The sequence below is a fragment of the Myxococcales bacterium genome, from assembly GCA_022184915.1.
Lineage (GTDB): Bacteria > Myxococcota_A > Polyangia > Fen-1088 > Fen-1088 > JAGTJU01.
In genome coordinates this window covers 680912-698914 of sequence record JAGTJU010000001.1, presented here as the reverse complement: position 1 = coordinate 698914, position 18003 = coordinate 680912, and the positions used below count along the sequence as shown (strand labels likewise).

15 protein-coding genes and 1 pseudogene are annotated in these 18003 nt (G+C 69.5%); 10 read left to right on the top strand and 6 right to left on the bottom strand.

Going from position 1 to position 18003, the window contains the following annotated elements; genetic code table 11:
* Window positions 1-7 precede the first annotated feature (7 nt).
* From KA712_02930 to KA712_02920, 3 genes are read left to right on the top strand one after another with little or no spacing between them, the layout of a single operon-like run.
* On the top strand, window positions 8-1159 hold the full coding sequence (locus KA712_02930; GenBank protein ID MCG5051890.1) for a DUF58 domain-containing protein: 1152 nt from the start codon (window positions 8-10) through the stop codon (window positions 1157-1159).
* Complete coding sequence (locus KA712_02925) at window positions 1156-3435, top strand: DUF3488 and transglutaminase-like domain-containing protein (protein ID MCG5051889.1); 2280 nt, start codon at window positions 1156-1158, stop codon at window positions 3433-3435. Before KA712_02930 ends, KA712_02925 begins: the two co-directional genes overlap by 4 nt.
* 50 nt (window positions 3436-3485) lie before the next feature.
* Entirely contained in the window at window positions 3486-4790 is a 1305-nt protein-coding gene (locus tag KA712_02920; protein ID MCG5051888.1) for a hypothetical protein, read from the top strand.
* A 31-nt stretch (window positions 4791-4821) separates the two neighbouring features.
* Here the strand turns inward: KA712_02920 and KA712_02915 are convergent, their stop codons facing one another.
* On the bottom strand, window positions 4822-5490 hold the full coding sequence (locus KA712_02915; protein MCG5051887.1) for an energy transducer TonB: 669 nt from the start codon (window positions 5488-5490) through the stop codon (window positions 4822-4824).
* A gap of 1373 nt (window positions 5491-6863) precedes the next feature.
* On the opposite strand from KA712_02915, the gene KA712_02910 reads away from it, so the two are divergent.
* The 3 genes from KA712_02910 to KA712_02900 all read left to right on the top strand — a co-directional run bounded on the left by KA712_02910 (window position 6864) and on the right by KA712_02900 (window position 8675).
* Window positions 6864-6974: a hypothetical protein gene (locus tag KA712_02910; GenBank protein ID MCG5051886.1), complete on the top strand. Its 111-nt coding sequence runs from the start codon at window positions 6864-6866 to the stop codon at window positions 6972-6974.
* Between the two features lie 213 nt (window positions 6975-7187).
* Window positions 7188-8141: a tRNA-dihydrouridine synthase gene (locus tag KA712_02905; GenBank protein ID MCG5051885.1), complete on the top strand. Its 954-nt coding sequence runs from the start codon at window positions 7188-7190 to the stop codon at window positions 8139-8141.
* 15 nt (window positions 8142-8156) lie between these two features.
* Window positions 8157-8675: a hypothetical protein gene (locus tag KA712_02900; GenBank protein MCG5051884.1), complete on the top strand. Its 519-nt coding sequence runs from the start codon at window positions 8157-8159 to the stop codon at window positions 8673-8675.
* 15 nt (window positions 8676-8690) lie between these two features.
* Here the strand turns inward: KA712_02900 and KA712_02895 are convergent, their stop codons facing one another.
* Genes KA712_02895 through KA712_02875 form a run of 5 tightly spaced genes read right to left on the bottom strand, consistent with a single transcriptional unit; the run spans window position 8691 to window position 13997 of the window.
* Window positions 8691-10178, bottom strand: coding sequence for a hypothetical protein (locus KA712_02895; GenBank protein ID MCG5051883.1), 1488 nt, complete (start codon window positions 10176-10178; stop codon window positions 8691-8693).
* The gene (locus KA712_02890; GenBank protein MCG5051882.1) at window positions 10160-11773 is read right to left on the bottom strand and encodes a hypothetical protein; all 1614 of its coding nucleotides are present in this window, start codon (window positions 11771-11773) and stop codon (window positions 10160-10162) included. The genes KA712_02895 and KA712_02890 overlap by 19 nt, the downstream gene beginning before the upstream one ends.
* Entirely contained in the window at window positions 11770-13146 is a 1377-nt protein-coding gene (locus KA712_02885; protein ID MCG5051881.1) for a PKD domain-containing protein, read from the bottom strand. Before KA712_02885 ends, KA712_02890 begins: the two co-directional genes overlap by 4 nt.
* Before the next feature lie 6 nt (window positions 13147-13152).
* Window positions 13153-13461, bottom strand: a complete 309-nt coding sequence (locus tag KA712_02880; protein MCG5051880.1) for an NADH-quinone oxidoreductase subunit K — start codon at window positions 13459-13461, stop codon at window positions 13153-13155.
* Window positions 13461-13997 (bottom strand): NADH-quinone oxidoreductase subunit J, encoded by a 537-nt coding sequence (locus tag KA712_02875; GenBank protein ID MCG5051879.1) that lies wholly within the window; start codon window positions 13995-13997, stop codon window positions 13461-13463. Before KA712_02875 ends, KA712_02880 begins: the two co-directional genes overlap by 1 nt.
* Window positions 13998-14087: 90 nt before the next feature.
* Between KA712_02875 and KA712_02870 the strand changes: the two genes are divergently transcribed.
* From KA712_02870 to KA712_02855, 4 genes and pseudogenes are all read left to right on the top strand, one after another.
* Window positions 14088-14705, top strand: a complete 618-nt coding sequence (locus KA712_02870; GenBank protein ID MCG5051878.1) for a hypothetical protein — start codon at window positions 14088-14090, stop codon at window positions 14703-14705.
* Window positions 14702-15571, top strand: a pseudogene (locus KA712_02865) (GMC family oxidoreductase N-terminal domain-containing protein). Before KA712_02870 ends, KA712_02865 begins: the two are co-directional and overlap by 4 nt.
* Before the next feature lie 265 nt (window positions 15572-15836).
* Entirely contained in the window at window positions 15837-16259 is a 423-nt protein-coding gene (locus KA712_02860) for a GMC family oxidoreductase (GenBank protein MCG5051877.1), read from the top strand.
* Window positions 16260-16355: 96 nt separating this feature from the next.
* Complete coding sequence (locus tag KA712_02855; GenBank protein MCG5051876.1) at window positions 16356-17957, top strand: type IV pilus twitching motility protein PilT; 1602 nt, start codon at window positions 16356-16358, stop codon at window positions 17955-17957.
* The last annotated feature ends 46 nt before the right edge of the window (window positions 17958-18003 follow it).

Below are 18003 nucleotides of genomic sequence, written 5' to 3'. Positions count from 1 at the left end.
CTCGGCCATGTCGCGGGTCCCTTCGCCGCCCCCCCAGCGCGAACGCATCGCCACGGCACGACCTTCGTCGTTTCACGGCGTCGTTGACGCCGCCACGAAGCCTCCCACCGGGGCGCTCCGGCGCAGGCGGAGCGTGCTCAAGCGGCTTCCCACCACACGCGAGGGCGTTTGGTTTTTGGGGGCCACCTTGGTGGTGGGTGCGGCCGCAGTAAACGCTGGTTTGAATCTTCTGTTTCTCGTCTTCGGGATGATGCTGTTTCTCATCCTGGCAAGCGGGGTGATGTCGGAGCTGTGCCTGCGCCGGCTCAAGGTGTCGCGACGGCTGCCCACGGGCATACATGCGGGCGCCCCGTTCCTGATGGGCATCAGCGTGCGCAACGAAAAGGCGCACGCACCCACGTTCTCGCTCGAGGTGGAGGACCTCATGGACGAGCGCCCCGTGGAACGGCGCTGCTACTTTTTGAAGATTCCGGCGGGGCGGGAGCAAGAGACGGCTTACCGGAACCTGCTTGGGCGGCGGGGCCGTCACAAGCTCGTGGGGTTCCGTCTGTCGACGCGCTTTCCGTTCGGGCTCATCCGCAAGTCGAAGGAGATCAACGCGCCCGCCGAGGTGATCGTGTACCCGGCGCTGGTGCCGGTGCCGCCGCTGGTGGCCCTTGCGGGGGCCACGCAGGCCCAGGACCGGCAAAGTGCGCGGCCGGCGCGCTCGGGCGAGTTTCATGGGCTGCGCGAGTTTCGTGTGGGGGACGACCCGCGCCAGATCCACTGGCGGAGCAGCGCACGCCGGGGACGCCTGCTGCTTCGTGAGCACGAGGACGAGGTGGGGGGGGCCGTGTTGGTGCGTTTGGAGGCCTCGCTCACGAAACTGAAGGACGAGGCCGAGGCGTTCGAGGCGGCGGTGTCGATGGCGGCTTCGGTGGCGCTTTCGTTTTTGCGCCAGGGGTATACGGTGGGGCTACAGGCGGGGCGGGTCAGCGTTCCCGCGCGCGCCGCCAGCACGCAGGCGCAGGGTTTGCTCACCGCTTTGGCGCTCGTGACCCTGGAGGACGTGCGCGCGCTCAGCCCCGAGCGGCCGAAGGCCGCGATGCTGACCACGGTGCGCATGGCGCCCGGATCTCCCATTGTCGAGGTGCAGAGACTGCGGGGGGCGGCGGCGTGAGGTTCCGGGCGGCGCACAAGCTCACGTCTTACCTGATGGTGGCGTCCGCCGTGGGCACGTTGACCGTTTCGGGAAGTCTCGCGCTGGGGTCTCTTTTGGCCTTCACGGCGGCGGCCGTGCTGTCGTGGTTTGCCGAGAGCGACGCGCCCGGTATGCGGTGGCTGCAGCGTGTGGACACGCCCCTCAAGGTGCTGGTGCTCGGGTTCTTCTCGATCACGGTGTTTGGTCTCGTGCGCGCGTTCCCGGAGCCCGACCTCACGTCGCTTTTGGACTTGGTGCTGGTGCTGCTGGCGTACAAGCTGCTCCAGCGCCGCACGAACCGAGACTATCTGCAGATCTACATCCTCGCGTTTCTCCTCGTGCTGGCGTCCTCTTGGCTTGCACAAAGCGCGCTCTTTGCCGTGGGCTTTGCCGTGTACGTGGTGGCCCTCATCTGGGCGCTGATCCTGTTTCATCTGCGCCGCGAGATCGAGGACAACTACCTGGTCAAACACGAGGCCGCTTCGGCGGCTCAACGTGTGACCGCAGCGCGGGTGCTGGATTCGCGGCGGGTCGTCGGGCGCGCGTTTTTCTGGGCCACGGGGGTGGCGGCGCTCGGCGTGCTGGCGGGCGCGACCGTGGTGTTTGCGCTCGCGCCGCGCATCGGCATTGGCTTTCTCAGCGGGGGGCTGCGCCGCCAGGGCAGCATCGTGGGCTTTTCGGACCAGGTGGAGCTGGGGCACCACGGGGTGTTGTCCACGGACAACCAAACGGTGGTCTTGCGCGTGGGCATGCCTCGCATCGCCGCGCTGGCTTCGGACGAGCAGCGTGACACCCAGATCGGGGGCATGTACTGGCGGGGCACGGTGTACGACACCTACCAAAACGGCCAGTGGCTGCGCTCGCAAAGATCTTCCACACGCACCCGGGTGACCCACACGATGGGCCGGGACGGCAGCCGCTGGACGTGGATCACGGGACCGGAGACCCCCGACGACGCCCTCTCGCATCGCGAGAGGCTTGCCGGCGCGGAACGGCAGGACATCCAGCTGATGGGGCTGTCCCACCCCGTGGCGTTCGCCCTCGACCGCGCGGTGGCCTACGAGCTGACCGAGCCGCCCGTGGGCTCGTTTTTGACCACGCTCGTGGAGCCGCGCTTTTCCGGGGAAGCTTCGCTGCGCAGCGCCCGGGCCTTTCCTTCGGGGCGAACGGTGCCCCTGCCCGACTTCGCGGGCGCGCGCTACGTGGCCTACTCCATCGACAGCCTCCGGCGGGTGCGCCCGGGGCAAGCCAAAACGATCGATGAGCTGCCCGAGGGGCTTCTCGTGCCCTATCTGCAAGTGCCGGAAGCGCTGCGCGCGCGCGTGGGGCCGCTGGTCCGGGGCATCACCGCCCGTGCAACGACACCCGCGGGCCGCGCGCAGGCCATCGTCGACTGGCTTCATGCAAACAAGCAGTACTCGCTCGAGCTCAAGCGAGATACGGCCTATGCGGACCCGCTCGAGGATTTCCTCATCGCGCAAAGCGCGGGGCACTGCGAATACTTCGCTTCGGCTGCGGCCATCATGATGCGCCTCGCGGGTCTGCCCACCCGCTACGTCAACGGCTTCCTGGGCGGCGAGTGGAACGCGCTCACCCAGCACCTCACGGTGAGAGACAATCGGGCGCACTCTTGGATCGAGGTTTATTTTTCCGGCTTCGGCTGGACGCGCATGGACGCCACGCCCGTGCTGTCGCGCCCCACCCGCATGGGCCGGGTGAAGCAGCTCCTGGACTCGATCGAGTCGTGGTGGGGCCAGTGGGTCATCGAATACGATGCCAGCCGGCAGATGGAGCTGGCCCGGGGGCTGGCGAAGTCGTTGGGTCTGAAGAAGCGTCAGGGCCCGGGTTTGTCTTTGCCCCGGCCGAGCCTGAGAACCGTTGGGGGATTGAGCGCGGCCGCTGCCCTGTCCTACCTGCTCTACCGACGGCTGCGGCGACGCCGCCCGCGCAAGGAAGAGGCCGCTGCGCCCCCACCGCGCACCGCAGGGCACCGCCTCTACGAACGCGCGCTGCGGGCGCTGGCGCCGCTGGGACTCAAGCGGGAGCCCGCCGAGACGCCCCGCGAATTTTTCGAGCGGGCGGCCAGCGTGTGTGCCGCCGTGCGGGCGCCGCTCGGAGAGATCACCCGGGCTTACGAGCAGGCCCGCTTCGCCGAGCGCCCCCCCACGGCCGCGCAGCTCGAGACGCTCCCGGCGGCCGTCGCCACCCTAGAGCGTGTGTGCCGCGAGGCCACGGCCAGGCGCCAAGCCGCCTAGGGCCCACACGACCGCTGCATCGCCCCGGTTGGCGAGCTAGGATGCGCAGCGTGCGCCCTCCCCTCGCTTTTTCCTCCCTGGCTCTTCGCGTGACCCTCGGGGCTGCCGTCGCGGCCGCCGCGATGCTCCCCCTCTTGACACCTGCGCCCGCGAAGGCACAAGGCACGGGAACGGGGGGAAGCTCGGGTACGTCGCAGGCGGTGAGCAAGGCCGACTTTTTCATGCGCCTACTCAGACCCGACGGCGAAGACAAGTGGACCATTTTCACGGAGTTCGAGCAGAAGTACTACTTCAATCGAGCGCGCTGCAGCTGTAGCGACGAGGTCGTCCGGCTCGAACTGGATCTGTCGACCACGGGCGCCGCGAAGCGCACGATGTTCGCGACCAACCAAACGGTCATCCAAGTTCTCATCGGCGAAGTGGCCTGTGTGTCAAGCGATCCGGCGGCCTTGAAGGCGGCCATCTGCAGCGACCCACCGCTTGCAACCCTGACCTTGGCTGACCTCGCACGGGCCCGACAGCGCACCACCATCGACATTCCCGTCTCCGCGTTCTACGGGCCCTCGGGCGGCGAATGCACCCGGCGAGGCCAGCAGTTCATTCGGCTCCGGGTGGACACGAACGGCGACGGGGTACCGGATCTCACGGGGGAGGCAGCGCCGGTGCTGTCTGTGGAGTACGACGGTGAGGCCCCCCCGCCGCCCGCCACGGCGGGCATCAAGGTGCGGCCCGGCAACGAGGCTTTGGAGGTGTCGTGGGAGAGGGATCAAGGTGTGGCGGACTTCCGCGGCTATGTCGTGTTCTGCAGCCGAGGCGAAGCGCCGGTGTACGCCGAGTCCTCCTACGACGACCAGTACCGCACCGCCGAAACGGAGTGTCCGAGTTCCGCGACGGTACAGCCGCTGCGTAGGGCGGACGGGCCGCAGCTGCCGCCCTTGGCGCAGGCCCAACAGGCCGACGACGGCGCGGGGGAAGTGAACGGCACGCGGGAGGCCGAAGGGCCCTTCACGGCACCCACGCCCTTTGCGACGCTCGACACACGCTTCGTCTGCTCCGAACTGTTGGTCTCGCAAGACTCGACCCGGCTCACGGGTTTACAGAATGAGATCCCCTACCTCGTAGGTGTGGCCACCATCGATCTGCACGGCAACGCGAGCCCCATCGAATCCGTGCTGTTGCAGCGGCCGTTTGCCACGCGGGACTTCTTCCGGGGCTACCGGGAGGCCGACGGCCAAGCGGTGGGCGGCTACTGCGCCATGGCCCGGCCCGGCAGCCGCGGTGGCGTCGCCGGGCTTGCGGGGTTTGCTCTCGGCGTGTGGCTGCTACGGCAAGGGCTTCGCCGACGGCGCTCCTGACGCCCGCCCGGTCAGCGATCCTCACGCCCGGTTAGCGATCCTTGAACTCGAGCGGGATCGCGAAGGACCGAGGGCCCGCACCGGGCGGCCAGTCGGTGACCGCGGCCACCTGCGCCTTCGCGGCGTCGCAGAGCAGCGGGTGGATACATGGTTCCTTGACCCCGAGGCCAGTCACGGTGCCCTGGGCGTCGACATCGACCAGGACGGTCACGGCGCCCTGCAAGCGCAAGGGCCTGGCAAGCTCGGGGTAGGTGAGCGCGGGCAAGAGCGAGGACTGGACGAGCGCGTCGAGGCGCGCGCGCGTGTCGGGGTCGAGAGGCTCCACCCCGGGGCGGGCCTCGCGGTGGGCTCCCTGGGGTGTGACCACCACGCGGGCCCCGAGGGCACGGGCCAGGTTCAAGCGCGCGGGGGCCTTGACCTGACCGGCGGGCGGGTGTGCGGCTTCCGCGGGCACGACGGAGACGGCCACGCGCCGGCCAAACAGTTCGTCGACGTTCCACGCCGAGCTGAGCGCCAGCCCGCCCAAAAGCAGGACGTGGGCAGCCACCGAGATCACCAGCACGCGCCGTTTGGTGCGGGCGCGCCGGGTGCGATCCTCCTGCCGCTCGAAGAACGAGGCAAAGGGGGCCTCGCCGGGGGCCCGGGCCAGGCCCCGCGCGGCGGCCGCACGTTGACGGTAGCGTTCGGCGGGCGTCGACATCGAAGCAATCGTAGCAGCGAACGACAGCGCGAGGCGGGAACCTCGACGGCCACCCGATTGCTCGGCGCGTTCACCTGCGCCATCATGACCGCTGCGTGGCCTCCGCCACCAGGAGTGTGCCCTCATGTTTGACGCCTTGTATCGCCGTTCATGGCTTGTGACGGCCCTTTGGGCCGTGCTGACGGTGGCCTGCGGGCGAACCTCGTTGACCAGCGGCGAAGACGAGTTCGGGGAAGGTGGCGAGAGCGGAGCCGGCGTGGGCGGCTTTCCGTTCGACGGGGGCAGCTTCGGCGGGGTCGGAGGCGAAGCAGGAGGGCAGACCGGCTTCGGCGGGGAGGGGGGATTCGGCGCGGCCGGGGGATTTGGCGCGGCCGGGGGATTCGCCGGTGAGGGAGGATTCGGCGCGGCGGGGGGCGCGGGCGGCGGGACCGGCGGCAACGGTGTGTTCGACCTGCGTGTGTCCCCCTCGTTCGTGCCCTTGCTCGTGGGCGAAGTTCTGCAGCTTCAGGCCACTGTGCCCGAAAACGGCGGACGAAGAGACGTGACGGCCGAGGCCTCGTGGGCCAGCCTCATGCCGCAGATCGCCTCGGTGACCACCACCGGACGGCGGGGGCGCATCACGGGCGGGGCCCCCGGCACGACCGTGGTCAGCGTGATGTTTCAGGGGCTCGAGGCCACCGCCCAGGTGCGGGTGGAAAACGACCGCCTCGTCAGTCTCGAGGTGGAGCCCAAGGCGCTCTCGCTCGACCCGCTGGCGCTCGGGCAGGTCGCGGCGATGGGTCGATTTGCGTCGGGCGTCCGCCGCGACGTCACCCGCATGGCCACCTGGACGAGCGACGCGCCGGACGTCGTGGCCGCAAACCATCTGGGTGTGGCCGGCCTTCTGCAGGCCGGGGCGTCACCGGGGTTCACCACCCTGCGGGCCCGCCTCGAGGGCCTCGAAGCCACGGCCGCCGTGACGGTGGTCGAAAGCCAAAACGTGACCATGGTCCTCGAGCCGGGCCAGGCAGAGCGACGTCCGGGCGAGAGCGCCTCGTTCCGCGCCACCGGGCTGTTTCCCGACGGCACGCAGCGCAATCTCACCAATTTGGCTGCGTGGCTATCCTCTGACCCTTTCGTGGCCACGGTCAACCGGGGCGTTGCCTCGTGCGTCGGGGAAGGCACGGTCACCCTCGTGGCCACGTTTCAGGGTCTGTCCGCCACGGCAGACCTCGTGTGCCGCAGTGCAACCGTGCTGCTCCTGCGGCTCACGCCGGCCGAGGCCGAGCTTCCCCCGGGAACCAAGCTTCAGTACACCGCGACAGCCTTCTTCGCGGACGGCACGACACGCAACGTGACCGAGGACGCACGCTTCGAGAGCGTCGAACGGCCAGGTGGCTCAGGTGACGAGCCGGGGGCAGGTGACCGCGCTGGCTTCGGGCACGACCACGATTCGAGCCACGTTCGACGGGGTCACGGGTGTCGCCACGTTGACCGTCCGCTGACACCGCCGCCTGCGTGGCGCGATGGTGCGGGCACGCGCACCGGGTGTGCCGTATACTGGGCCGCCCTCATGCGCGTTGGTCCTGTCGATCTTGGCCCTGGCATCGTGTTGGCCCCCATGGAGGCGGTCACCGATCTGGCGTTCCGCACCGTCTGCGAAGAGCTGGGGGCATCGATCACCTTTACGGAGTTCCTCTCGGCGGAGGCGCTCACCCGTGGGAGCAGAGAAGGCCGTGGGCCGGATGTGGCCGAGCTACGACAACCGCCCCTTCGTGGTGCAGATCTTCGGGCGTGATCCCGTGAGCCTGGCCCGGGCCGCCGAGATGGCGGCCGAGGCGGGCGCGTCCATCGTGGACATCAACATGGGCTGCCCGGCCAAAAAAGTGACTTCAGGCCTCTGTGGATCGGCCTTGATGCGCGAGCCCGAGCTGGCGGCCTCGTTGGTCAAGGCCGTTCGCCGCGCCTTGCCCGCGCATCTGCCCGTGACGGTGAAACATCGGCTGGGATGGGACGACGACAGCGTGAACGCGCCCGAGTTTGCGCTGCGGATGGTGGACGCCGGGGCGGCGCTCATCACGGTGCACGGCCGCACGCGCTCGCAGGGCTTTTCGGGCCAGGCCCGCCTCGAGCCCATCGCCGAGGTGCGGCACCGGCTGCCGCGGGAGATCCCCCTTTTGGGCAACGGCGACGTTCAGACGGTCGAGGACTACGTGCGCATGAAGCACGTCACCCGTTGTGATGGGGTGATGATCGGACGCGGCGCCCGAGGTAACCCGTGGCTCTTTCGGTCGCTTCAGGCGCTCGAGCGGGGCATGCCAGACCCCGGCACCCCCACGCTCGACGAGCGCCGCACCGTATGGCGTCGCCACGCCGGCTTGGTGCGGGAACACAGCAGCCCCCGGATGGTGCTTCACGAGCTGCGCAAGACCCTGGCCTGGTACTCGCGCGGCCTGCACAACGGATCGCACCTGCGCCAGGAGGCCTTCCGCATGACCTCGCCCGAGGCTCTCACGGAGCTGGGCGAAAGCTTCTTCGAGCGGCTCTTGCCCCTGGGAGACGACGTGGTGGCGCCTTCGGAGGATCCGGTGGCGAAGTCGCTGGCTCGCCATGGGCGGCGGCAAAGCGCGGTGGGGGCCCAGGCGCCCGCGGACGCGCTTCCCGTCTCCTGACCGGCTGTGGCCGCCATGTGCGTCCCTTCTTCGTCTCTCCCCAAGCGGCGTGGCCTCGCCCGCGCCGTCCTCACAGTCTGGGGCTTGGCTTGCGGGTCTCTGCTGGCCCTGCCGGGCTGCGAGGGTGACGTTCACAAGGACATCCACGAACAGATTTACGTGCTGGTCACCCGGCAGGACCTGTGGGCGGACAAAGCCGCTCGGGCGCTGGAAAGCCATGGGCTGCGGGCGCTGCCCCAGATCGAGACCGCGCTTCACACGGCCCGCCCAGAGGGCCGCGCGCGGCTGGTGGAGGTGCTGGCGCGCATCGAGCACCCTGACAGCGCCCACTTGCTGCGGCACGTCACCTTGCACGACGTGGATCCCCGGGTGCGCACGTTGGGCGAGCGCACGCTCAAGGCCTTCGCCCGCGCCGGCGCCCACCCCCAGCTTGCGCGCGAGGCCTCGCAGGCGCTCGCGTGGGTGGTGCAGGAGCGGGAGCTCGGGGACACCCCGTTGGTTCGCGAGGCGGATCCGCCCCCGCGCACGCCCTGAGCGCGCACGGAAGCCTCAGGGCCCGACCGCGGACACGAGCTGCACACACCAGGCGAGCCACGCCGACGGCAAAAGCCCGAAGCCCAGAACGAAAGTGGTCAGCCCGCCGATGAACAGAGCCAAGGCCGCGGGGGTGGGCTCGGACCACGCACGGGACGCAGGCTGAAAGTACATGACCGCCACGAAGCGCCAGCTCGCGTAGGCGAAGAGGATCATGCCCCCCAAAACGGCGGCCACCAGCGCACCGAGCCACGGAGACGCCGTGGCGGCTTGCAACAAAGAGAGCTGCGCCACGAACCCCACGGAGACGGGCAAGCCCGTCAGAGACATCAACGCCACGCTCATCGCAAAGGCCAGCAGCGGACGCGCGCGCCCGAGGCCGGCCCAATCGTCGAGCACGTCCTGCCCCTCCGCGGCCCGCGGCGCAAGGCTCGAGACGGACAAGGCGAGACACAACGCCATCACCTGACTCACGAGGGACGCGCCGAGCGCCTGACGGGCCTCTTTCACCTGCTGGGTCAAGGCGCAAAGGGCCACCAGCACACCGCCCACCTGCAGGGCCGCCGCATGGGCAAGCCAGCGCCGGGTTTTGTCGTGGCGAAGGCTGCCGAGGGCGCCCCCCCACACCGAAGCCAGTCCCAAGACGCCGAACGCCGCCGCCAACCCGGACCCATCAGGTGAAAGCGCCGGGTGCAAGAAGCCCACTGAGAGCAAACGAACGAAGGCCAACAGCAGCGCAAGCCGGACGACCGAGACGTTGAGCAACGCCGCGACCAGGGATCCGCCTTCGAGCAGATCGGGGACGCTCATGTGAAAGGGCACCACACCGACACGGAAGGCCAACGCCCCGAACACGAGCAAGAGGCCCAAGGTGCCCAGCGGGTCGGGGCCCGACGCAGCGTAGCGCAGAGCCAGGGCCTCGTAGCCAAGAGCGCCTCGGCTTCCGGCGTAAAGAAGCGCCAGGCCCAGCCCGAAGACGCCCACCGCCACCGCGCCCGTGACGAAGGCCTTGGCCGCGGCCTCGGCCGCCCGCCCTACCTGCGTGTGCAAGCCCACGAGCAGATGCGCGCCGAGCGCCGTGGCCTCGACAGCGAGATAGAGCACGCCGAGGTGATGGGCATGCACGGCCACGAGCGCCGCCGTCGCGGTCAGCAGGACCAGACCGGGCGCTTCTCGGGCCGCGGCGTCGGGGAAGCCCGAGCGGCAGGCCGAGACGAGCAAGGCGGCCGCAGTGAAGAGCGCGCAGGCCACGCTGGCCAGGCGCGCCGGGATGTCGACGACGAGCGTGCCCTGCATCAGCAAGGTCGGCCCCACCTCCGGGGACGCAGGCCACGAGACGGCCGCAGCCAACGCGGCGCCGAAGGCGGCCAAGCTGGTCAAAGAGCGAGGCAGAGAGGGCGCGAGGGCGCCGAGGGCCAGGACGACGAGCGCCGAGGCCCCCATCACGAGGACGGCAAGCAGGGGCTGCGCCCCGCCGAGAAGGCTCAGCGCGCTGCCGGGCATGGGCGGGTTCCGGGGCCAGGGGGGCGCGCCATCGCCAGCGGCGTGCGGGCATCGGGAAAAAGATGGGCGGGCGCTTCGGGCTGCAGGCCCGCGTGCTGCAGGCGCCGCGAAAAGTCCGTTTGGTACCTGTTCAGCGAGGCCCTCACCCCCTCGAGGCAGGGCTGAGGGCGCAGCCCGAGGGCCACGAGGACGGCGAGCCAAACCGCAAGGGGCCACCCGCGTCGGCCCGGCCACGCCCACGCGGCCGAGGGAAGCGCGCGCACAGCCCTGACGAGGGCCATGCCCAAGCCGCCGGCTCCCAGCAGCCCCAGCGCCAGAAGCCAAAGGGGGTCCACACCGTAGGCAGGCGTGGTGACCTCGAGGGCGCGCCCTGAACGATCCGCCGACGCCACACCGGAAAGAGTAAGGACCGCGGCGGTAAATCCGCCGAGCCCTGGCACGAGGGCCAGCGCGAGGGCGAAGGTGAGGGCCACCCGTGGGCCCGCGCGGCCTGCCTCGGGAGCGGCGGCGGGCGCCTCGGGAGCGGAGGGCATGCGGGCCCCTCGCAGGGTCTCGAAGGAGAGGAGCCCGATGAACGCGCCCGTGGCCACCACGAAGAGGGTGAGGGCGCCGAGGAGGCCCTCGGCCGTGAGGGAGGTCACGCCCAGAACCATGAGGGCCCCTTGCCCCAGGGCCACCCAGCCGAGGCGATCCCGAAACGCGCCCCCGAAGGCCGCGACACAAGCCGCCACGAGGGCCGTCGCGCCGGCGAGGGCCCCGACCGCCGGCAACGCATGGAACGACGCCAGGGGAAACAAGGGTGCCGCCAGGCGCACGAGCCCGTAGAGGCCCGGCCCCAAGACGAGCATCACCGCGCCCGCGGCCGGCGCCGCTTCGTGCGCGTCTTGCCACCACGCCGCGACGGGCAGGAGCGGCAGGGCCACTCCCAGCGCCCCCAGGAGGCACACCAGGCTTCGGACCTGCTGCGACAGAGGCAACATGAGGTGCGTCCAGGTCTCGTAGTCGAATGACCACGCGCCCGTGAGGGACTTGACGGCCGCCGCCTGGGAGACGAAGAGGCCGAGCAACAAGGCAAGGCTCGCGGCCCCCGAGACGCCCAGCCTGGTGGCCGCGCGGGCGCCCCGGCTACCGCCGCCCGCGCCCACCCCGAACGCACAGCAGGTCAGGTAAAGCGCCCAGCACAGCCACAAGAGCAGCATGTCACGGGCCATGAAGAGGCCTGCCAGCGAGGCCTGGCAGACGAGAAGCACCTCGAGGGCCGGGCCAGTCGTTGCGGCGTCAGGGGCGGCAGGCGGACGGCAGACGAGCGTCAAAAACACACCGAGGCCTGCAGCCGCCAAAAAGGGGAGCGACAACCCATCGACCCCCACGTCCCAGGTCGCACCGAAAACCGGGATCCAGGGCGCGCGCGCACGCTGTTGCACTTGCCACAGCACGGGATCGAAGCTGACTCCCACCACGGCGAGGGCTGCGAGCGCGCCTCCCGAGCCCAGCAGGGCCAGCGTGCGCCGCCACGCGGGACACACGGCCGGCACGGCGGCCACGGCCAGCGCGGCCAAGAGCGGCGCCCCCGCCACCCAGACGAGAGCGGTCATGGCCCGACCCACACGTCCCGCTCGAGGCGGGTGGCAGTGCCCCAGAAGGGATCGCGGACGATCACGGTGACCGCGTAAGGGCCTGGCGAGGAATAGGCATGGCTGGCGCGGGGGCCCGCCCCTGCCCGATCGATCCGATCGTCACCGTCGAAGTCATAGTCGAAGGTCAGCCGCGCGGCCGAGGCGGCGCTGCGGCCCGCGTCCGCGCGGACCCTCAGCCCCTCGGTGTGAATCTGGAGCACCGGCGCAGCCGCGGGGCGGCTGGCGGCGTACACCGCCGCTGCCAGACCCAGGACCCCGAACGCCACGTATCTCTGCACGTTTCCCGATAGCCAAAAGCGGAGCACCCTCGACGCAAGCTCTGCCAGCGCACCCAGGGTCTGAAACACCAGCCCTCGCAGCACCCAGACCTCGAGGGCGCGGACCGCTCGGCCGAGCGCCACCCCGAAGGCCCAAGCCGCTCGGGTCACCCGGCGCCAGCGCAGGGACACCGTCACGCGCCACCCCACGAGCAAGCCCACCCCCACGGCCAAGGCGGCGACGCCCCGGACGCCCCCCTCGTGACCTCGCCACAGGAACGCCGCGCGCAAGGGCAAGAGCGCCGTGGCCAAAAGCTCGACCCCTGAGGCGGCCAAAAGCGCCAGCCCCCGGGGCATGGCGCCCGCCGGACGCGTCCCCCGCACGAACGCGGCCAGCAAAAGGAGCCCCAAGGCCCAATCCGCTACCGCGAGCCCCAAAACAGGTGTGAGCAAACCACTGCTTTCGTCCTGTAGGCGCGCCGCAAGGCTTGCCCATCCCTCGGTCGCATCGAACGCAACGACCAGGACGGCCACGAGCAGCAAAAGAAGATCACACCCCCGGTTCGCCAGGGCGCGCGCGGGCGACGACGCCGCGCCTCGCGTGGCTGCAACGCCCTCCACCGCCCAGGCCGTGCTGAGCGCCGCCGCGGCCGCCACGACGAAGCCTTCCGCGAAGACCCCCGCCAGTGCAGCCAGCTGCGCCGCCAACACCCATCCGAGCGCCCCCGTACGGTCATGACGCCAGCGCCATGCCGCCGCGGACGTCAGCATCCAGACGAGGTAGGCCCCCAATGCCCAAGGGCTCTCGAGCTGGAAGCTGAGGTCGACGAACAGCTCCCCCGCGCTCACCCACACCCCAAGGCGCTCGGGCCCGAGGGCCCCGTCCACGTGGCCAAGGCCGATGGCGTTCACCAGCAAACCGCCCACCACCGCGTGCACGAGCAGCGCGAGCCGAGCGGAAGAGGAGGCCAGGGCCGTGTGACGCCCGGGCACACGGGGCCCCGCCGCACCAAAGCCGAAGCCGCAGGCCACGAGGGCAAAAAGGAGCAGCGTGCGAAGGCTGTAGCTCTCCATGCGCACTCACCCGCGCAGCAACCGCGCGTCGTCCACATTCGGCGTGCGTTGCTGCCGGTGAAGCCCCGCAAAAGCGGCCAAGCCGACGGCGGCATGACAAACCGCCACAGACAAAACGACAAACGCCATGCCCTGCCCCGCTGCATCGCCAAAGAGCGCGGCGAGCGCCGTGAACAACAGAGCGCCAGCCATGCCTTGCAGCAGAACGCCCAGCACGATGAAAAGGCCGTTACGCCTCAAGAGCAGCGCCACCAAGCCCACCAGGTAGAGGGCCAAGGCGAACACACAGGCCAACGCGACGGCGCTCGACGACATCAAAAGCCCTTCGGGTTACGAGCGGTCACGCGCGCAAGCGCCAGCGTGCCCACCACGACGATCAACGAAAGAAGCGCCAGCATCTCGGACGCCACGAGCAACGGTCCGTAAAGAGCCCGCCCGAGCGCGAGGGTGGTGCCGAAATCTCGGGTCTGGGCCTCTGTGGTCGTTCCTGGCGTCCACGCGCCTCGTGCCACGCCGAGACGGGCCACCCACCATAGCAAGCTTGCTCCACTTGCCAGCGCCAGGAGCCGACCGGGCAGCCCAAACGGCGCGATCGGCTCGGTGTCGTCCCGGTTGAGTACGACCACACCAAAGACGAAGAGGGCCAGCAGCGCCCCCGCCATCAACGACACGAGGGCCACGGCCAGGAAAGACGCCGACAGCAGCATCATGCATCCCGAAAGGCTCACGGCCGCAATCAACGCGGACACGCAGGCCGCAAGGACCGTCCTGCGGGTGATCGCCACGCTGGCTCCCACGAGCGCCACGCACCCCAGGATGAGCATGGCCACCTCGACCGACGTTGGGGCCATCGTCGTCAACGTCTCTCTTTTCTAGGGGAATCCCCGAAAGCTGTCAAAATCCAAACCTCGCACGAAACCCTCGCTTGGAAGGAACTCACGATGAGTGTGCCTGCATCTGCTGGACGGCGAAAGCTCTTCACGCTGGGACTTTGCGGCGGTGTGCTGCTTGCCGGAGGTGGCATCACGTGGGTGGGGCTGCGCAAGACGAAGCTCGGACTGCCCCCGCGGACGCCTCTGCGCTTCTTCACGTTGGAAGAACACGCGGTGCTCACGGCGCTGGCCGCGTGCATGCTGGCTGACCTGCCGGCGCCGCCCGCAGGTTCGGACGCCGAGTGGGTTCGCTTTCCCGATCCCCACGAGCTCGACTGCGCCGGGCAACTCGATCTGCTCGTGGCGAAGTTGCATCCCGAGACCGGCGCCGAATTGAAGCAGCTCATCGCCCTTTTCGAAAACGGGCTCACGAGCCTGGTGACCTCGGGGCCCTTGCGGCCGTTCACCCAGCTGCCACGTGAAGCCCAGCGGGCGCGGCTCGCAGCGTGGGGACGTTCCCGCTTCATGCTGCTGCGTTCGGGGCACCTGGCCCTCACCCGGCTGATTCACGCGACGTACTATGCGTCGCCGTCGACTTACGCAGCCATGGGCTACCCGGGCCCGCCGGAGGTGCCCGACTTCGGCGAAGACGCGCCCCGCGGAGGGGCCGCACCGGAGGCCCCATGAGGCCAGCCGCGGCCAGTGTTTCGGGCACGACGCTTGTGGGCACCCACGAGGTCGTCTGCGATTTTTGCGTGGTGGGCAGCGGGGCGGGCGGGGCCATCGCCGCCGCCACCTTGGCGGCAGGCGGCGCGCACGTCGTGGTCGTCGAGGAAGGGCACCACCACCGCCGACGGGACTTCAACATGCAGGAAGCCTGGGCTTATCCCGCGCTCTACCAGGACCACGGCAACCGGGCCACGGCCGACCTCGCCATCTTGCTCCTGCAGGGCCGTTCGGTGGGCGGTGGCACCACCATCAACTGGGGTTCGAGTTTTCGTGCGCCCCCGCGCACGCTGGCGCTCTGGCAGCGAAAGCACGGGCTCGCGCTCGACGAGGCCACGCTGGCGCCACACTATGACGCCGTCGAAGAGCGGCTGTCCGTGGGACCTGGCAACCCCGACGACGTCAACGCCAACAACGCCAAGCTGTGGGACGGGGCGCGCGCCCTTCACCTTGCCCCCGAGCTCATCCGGCGCAGCGTCAAGGGGTGCGCGCGCCTCGGGTACTGCGGCATGGGCTGCCCCCTCGACGCCAAACAGTCATCGCTCGTGACGTACCTTCCCGATGCGCTCCACGCCGGCGCTCAGCTCTTTTCGGATTGCCGCGTCCATGCCCTCGTGGCCACGGAGCGCGGTGCCGAACGGCACGTCGAAGAGGTGCTGGCCGAGGCACTCGACCCCGAGCGGGCGCGGCCCACGGGCGCCATGTTGAGGGTGCGCCCACGGCGGGGCGTGGTCGTGGCCGCCGGCGCGCTCAACACGCCGGCGCTGCTGATGCGCAACGGGTTCGCCAAGCTGCCGGCGCTCGGGCGTCGCACCTTCTTGCATCCCACCGTGCCCCTCGTGGCCCTGTTTCACGAACGCATCGAGGGATTTTATGGCCCGCCCCAGTCCGTGGCGTGCCACCACATGAGCGATCGCGGCCCCGGACATATGGGCTACTTCCTCGAGACGGCTCCCGTGCACCCCATGCTGGCCTCGGTGGCGTTTCCCGGGCTTCGCTGCGCCTCACCGCGCCCTGGCAGCCTCGCTCGCGCACGCGCAGGCCACCATCGCGCTGCTGATCGACGGGCACGGCGACGACGAAGGCGGCACGGTGAAGGTGTCGACCGAAGGCCGCGTGGCTTTGCATTATCCCTTCGCCCCGGCCCTCGTCGAGGCCGCCCGAGACGCACTCGTCACCATGGCACGCATACAGTTCGCTGCCGGGGCACGGGAGGTCGTTTCTCTCCACCACGAGCCGCTCAGGCTGCGGCATGTCGGCGAGGTGGAGCGGTTGAGAGCGGCGCCCTTCGCCGCGTTGGACCACACGGTGTTTTCGGCACACCAGATGGGCGGATGCGCCATGGGCCGCAGCCCCGCGCACGCCGTGACCAACGAGGACGGCCGCGTTTTCGGCGCGCAGAACGTGTGGGTGATGGACGGCTCCCTGTTCCCGACCTCGCTGGGGGTCAACCCACAGCTCACGATTTATGCGCTCGCCAAAGTGTTGGCCGAACGCCTCCACGCGGCGGGCTGACCAGGCTCGAAGGGGGCGTCGTCGTTCAAGTTTTGGCGCAGTCGCGTCGAAAAGACCTCTCAGCAGAGAGCCCCATCGGGGGGCCGATGGGAGCACATGGCGACTTTGGATCGTTACCTGGACGCGATGGTGAAACACCGGGCCGACGCCCTGGTGTTTCGAGCGGATTCACCCGTGGCCATGGTGCTGAGTGGAGCGGCCAAGCCGGTGTCCTCGAAGCCCGCCACGGAAGACCAGATCGTGGCTTTGCTGGCCGAGGTCTTGGGCCCGGCGTACACGCCCGGTTTGACCGGGACACGATCCTTCCCCTACCCCTCTCCGAGCGGGCCTGTGAACATCACGGTGGAAGAGGGCGTGGCAGGCATCGTGGTGATGATCGAGCCGGGACGAGCCGCTCCGCACCACGCCACGACCGCGGGGGGCACGGGCCGGCCCCGCGCCCCCTCGCCGGCGGGCATGCCTTCTGTGTCGATGAACGGACATCGCGCCGCCGCCGCACCGGCCGCCGCTGCACCTGCCGCGGCCGCACCGGCCCGCGAGCTCGCCCCGTACGACAGCGCCGAGCTGAGCGCCGTCAGCGCAGGGCCCTCGCGGACGCCCTCCCACATCGACGAGCTCTTCCACCAGATGCTCGACATGAAGGCCTCGGACATTCACCTCAAGGCCGACGTGGTGCCCATGGTGCGTGTGGATGGCGGCATCGCGCCGATGCCAGGCCGCGGCCCGCTCTCGTCAGAAACGATCGCCCGACTGGTCGAATCGATCACGCCCGAGCGCAACAAGAAGGAGTACGCCGAAACGAACGATTCGGACTTCGCCTACGAGCTGCCGGGGCGTGCGCGCATGCGCTGCAACGTCTTTCGCGACCTTGCCGGGGCCGGCGCCGTGTTTCGCCAAATCCCCTCGAAGGTGCTCACGGCCGAACAACTCGGTTTGCCGAAAGCGGTTGTGGATCTATGCCAGAACACCAAGGGCCTGGTGGTGGTCACGGGCCCCACGGGCAGCGGCAAGTCCACGACGCTTGCGGGCATGATCGATTGGATCAACAAAAACCGCAACGATCACATCATCACCATCGAAGACCCGGTCGAGTTCGTTCACAAGGACATCAAGTGCCTGGTGAACCAGCGCGAGGTGGGCGTGCACACGAAGGGCTTCAAGAGCGCGCTTCGCGCAGCGCTGCGCGAAGATCCGGACATCGTGCTCGTGGGCGAGATGCGCGATCTCGAAACTGTGGCCATCGCGATCGAGACGGCGGAGACGGGACATCTGGTTTTCGGAACGCTCCACACCAACACGGCCCCCTCGACCGTGGACAGGTTGATCGACCAATTTCCAAGCGATCGACAAAGCCAGATCCGCCTGATGCTCGCGGAGTCACTCAAGGGCGTGGTGGCGCAGACGTTGCTCAAGAAGAAAGGGGGAGGCCGGGTGGCCGCGCTCGAGATCCTCGTGGTCACCTCCGCCGTGGCCAACCTCATCCGAGAAGGAAAGACCTTTCAAATTCCGTCGCTCATGCAGACGGGGCGCAGCCTCGGCATGCAAACGCTCAACGATTCCATGATCGAGCTGGTGCGCAACAACGTGGTCGAAGCCGCCGAGGCCTACGCCAAAGCGCCGAACAAAAAAGAGTTCGGAATGATGTTGGCGCGCGCCGGACATCAGGGCCCCTGGAGCGCAGGAAAGGCTGAAGAGTGAAGTCACTCCAGCCGCTTGCTGCCACCCCCACGCCGGCCCGGATCCA

Bases quoted from the DNA above. Each gene is read 5' to 3' on its own strand.
- KA712_02930 (MCG5051890.1), top strand. From the start codon at position 8: ATGTCGCGGGTCCCTTCGCCGCCCCCCCAGCGCGAACGCATCGCCACG.
- KA712_02915 (MCG5051887.1), bottom strand. From the start codon at position 5,490: ATGTCGACGCCCGCCGAACGCTACCGTCAACGTGCGGCCGCCGCGCGG.
- KA712_02900 (MCG5051884.1), top strand. From the start codon at position 8,157: ATGTGCGTCCCTTCTTCGTCTCTCCCCAAGCGGCGTGGCCTCGCCCGC.
- KA712_02895 (MCG5051883.1), bottom strand. From the start codon at position 10,178: ATGCCCGGCAGCGCGCTGAGCCTTCTCGGCGGGGCGCAGCCCCTGCTT.
- KA712_02890 (MCG5051882.1), bottom strand. From the start codon at position 11,773: ATGACCGCTCTCGTCTGGGTGGCGGGGGCGCCGCTCTTGGCCGCGCTG.
- KA712_02885 (MCG5051881.1), bottom strand. From the start codon at position 13,146: ATGGAGAGCTACAGCCTTCGCACGCTGCTCCTTTTTGCCCTCGTGGCC.
- KA712_02880 (MCG5051880.1), bottom strand. From the start codon at position 13,461: ATGTCGTCGAGCGCCGTCGCGTTGGCCTGTGTGTTCGCCTTGGCCCTC.
- KA712_02875 (MCG5051879.1), bottom strand. From the start codon at position 13,997: ATGGCCCCAACGTCGGTCGAGGTGGCCATGCTCATCCTGGGGTGCGTG.
- KA712_02870 (MCG5051878.1), top strand. From the start codon at position 14,088: ATGAGTGTGCCTGCATCTGCTGGACGGCGAAAGCTCTTCACGCTGGGA.
- KA712_02855 (MCG5051876.1), top strand. From the start codon at position 16,356: ATGGCGACTTTGGATCGTTACCTGGACGCGATGGTGAAACACCGGGCC.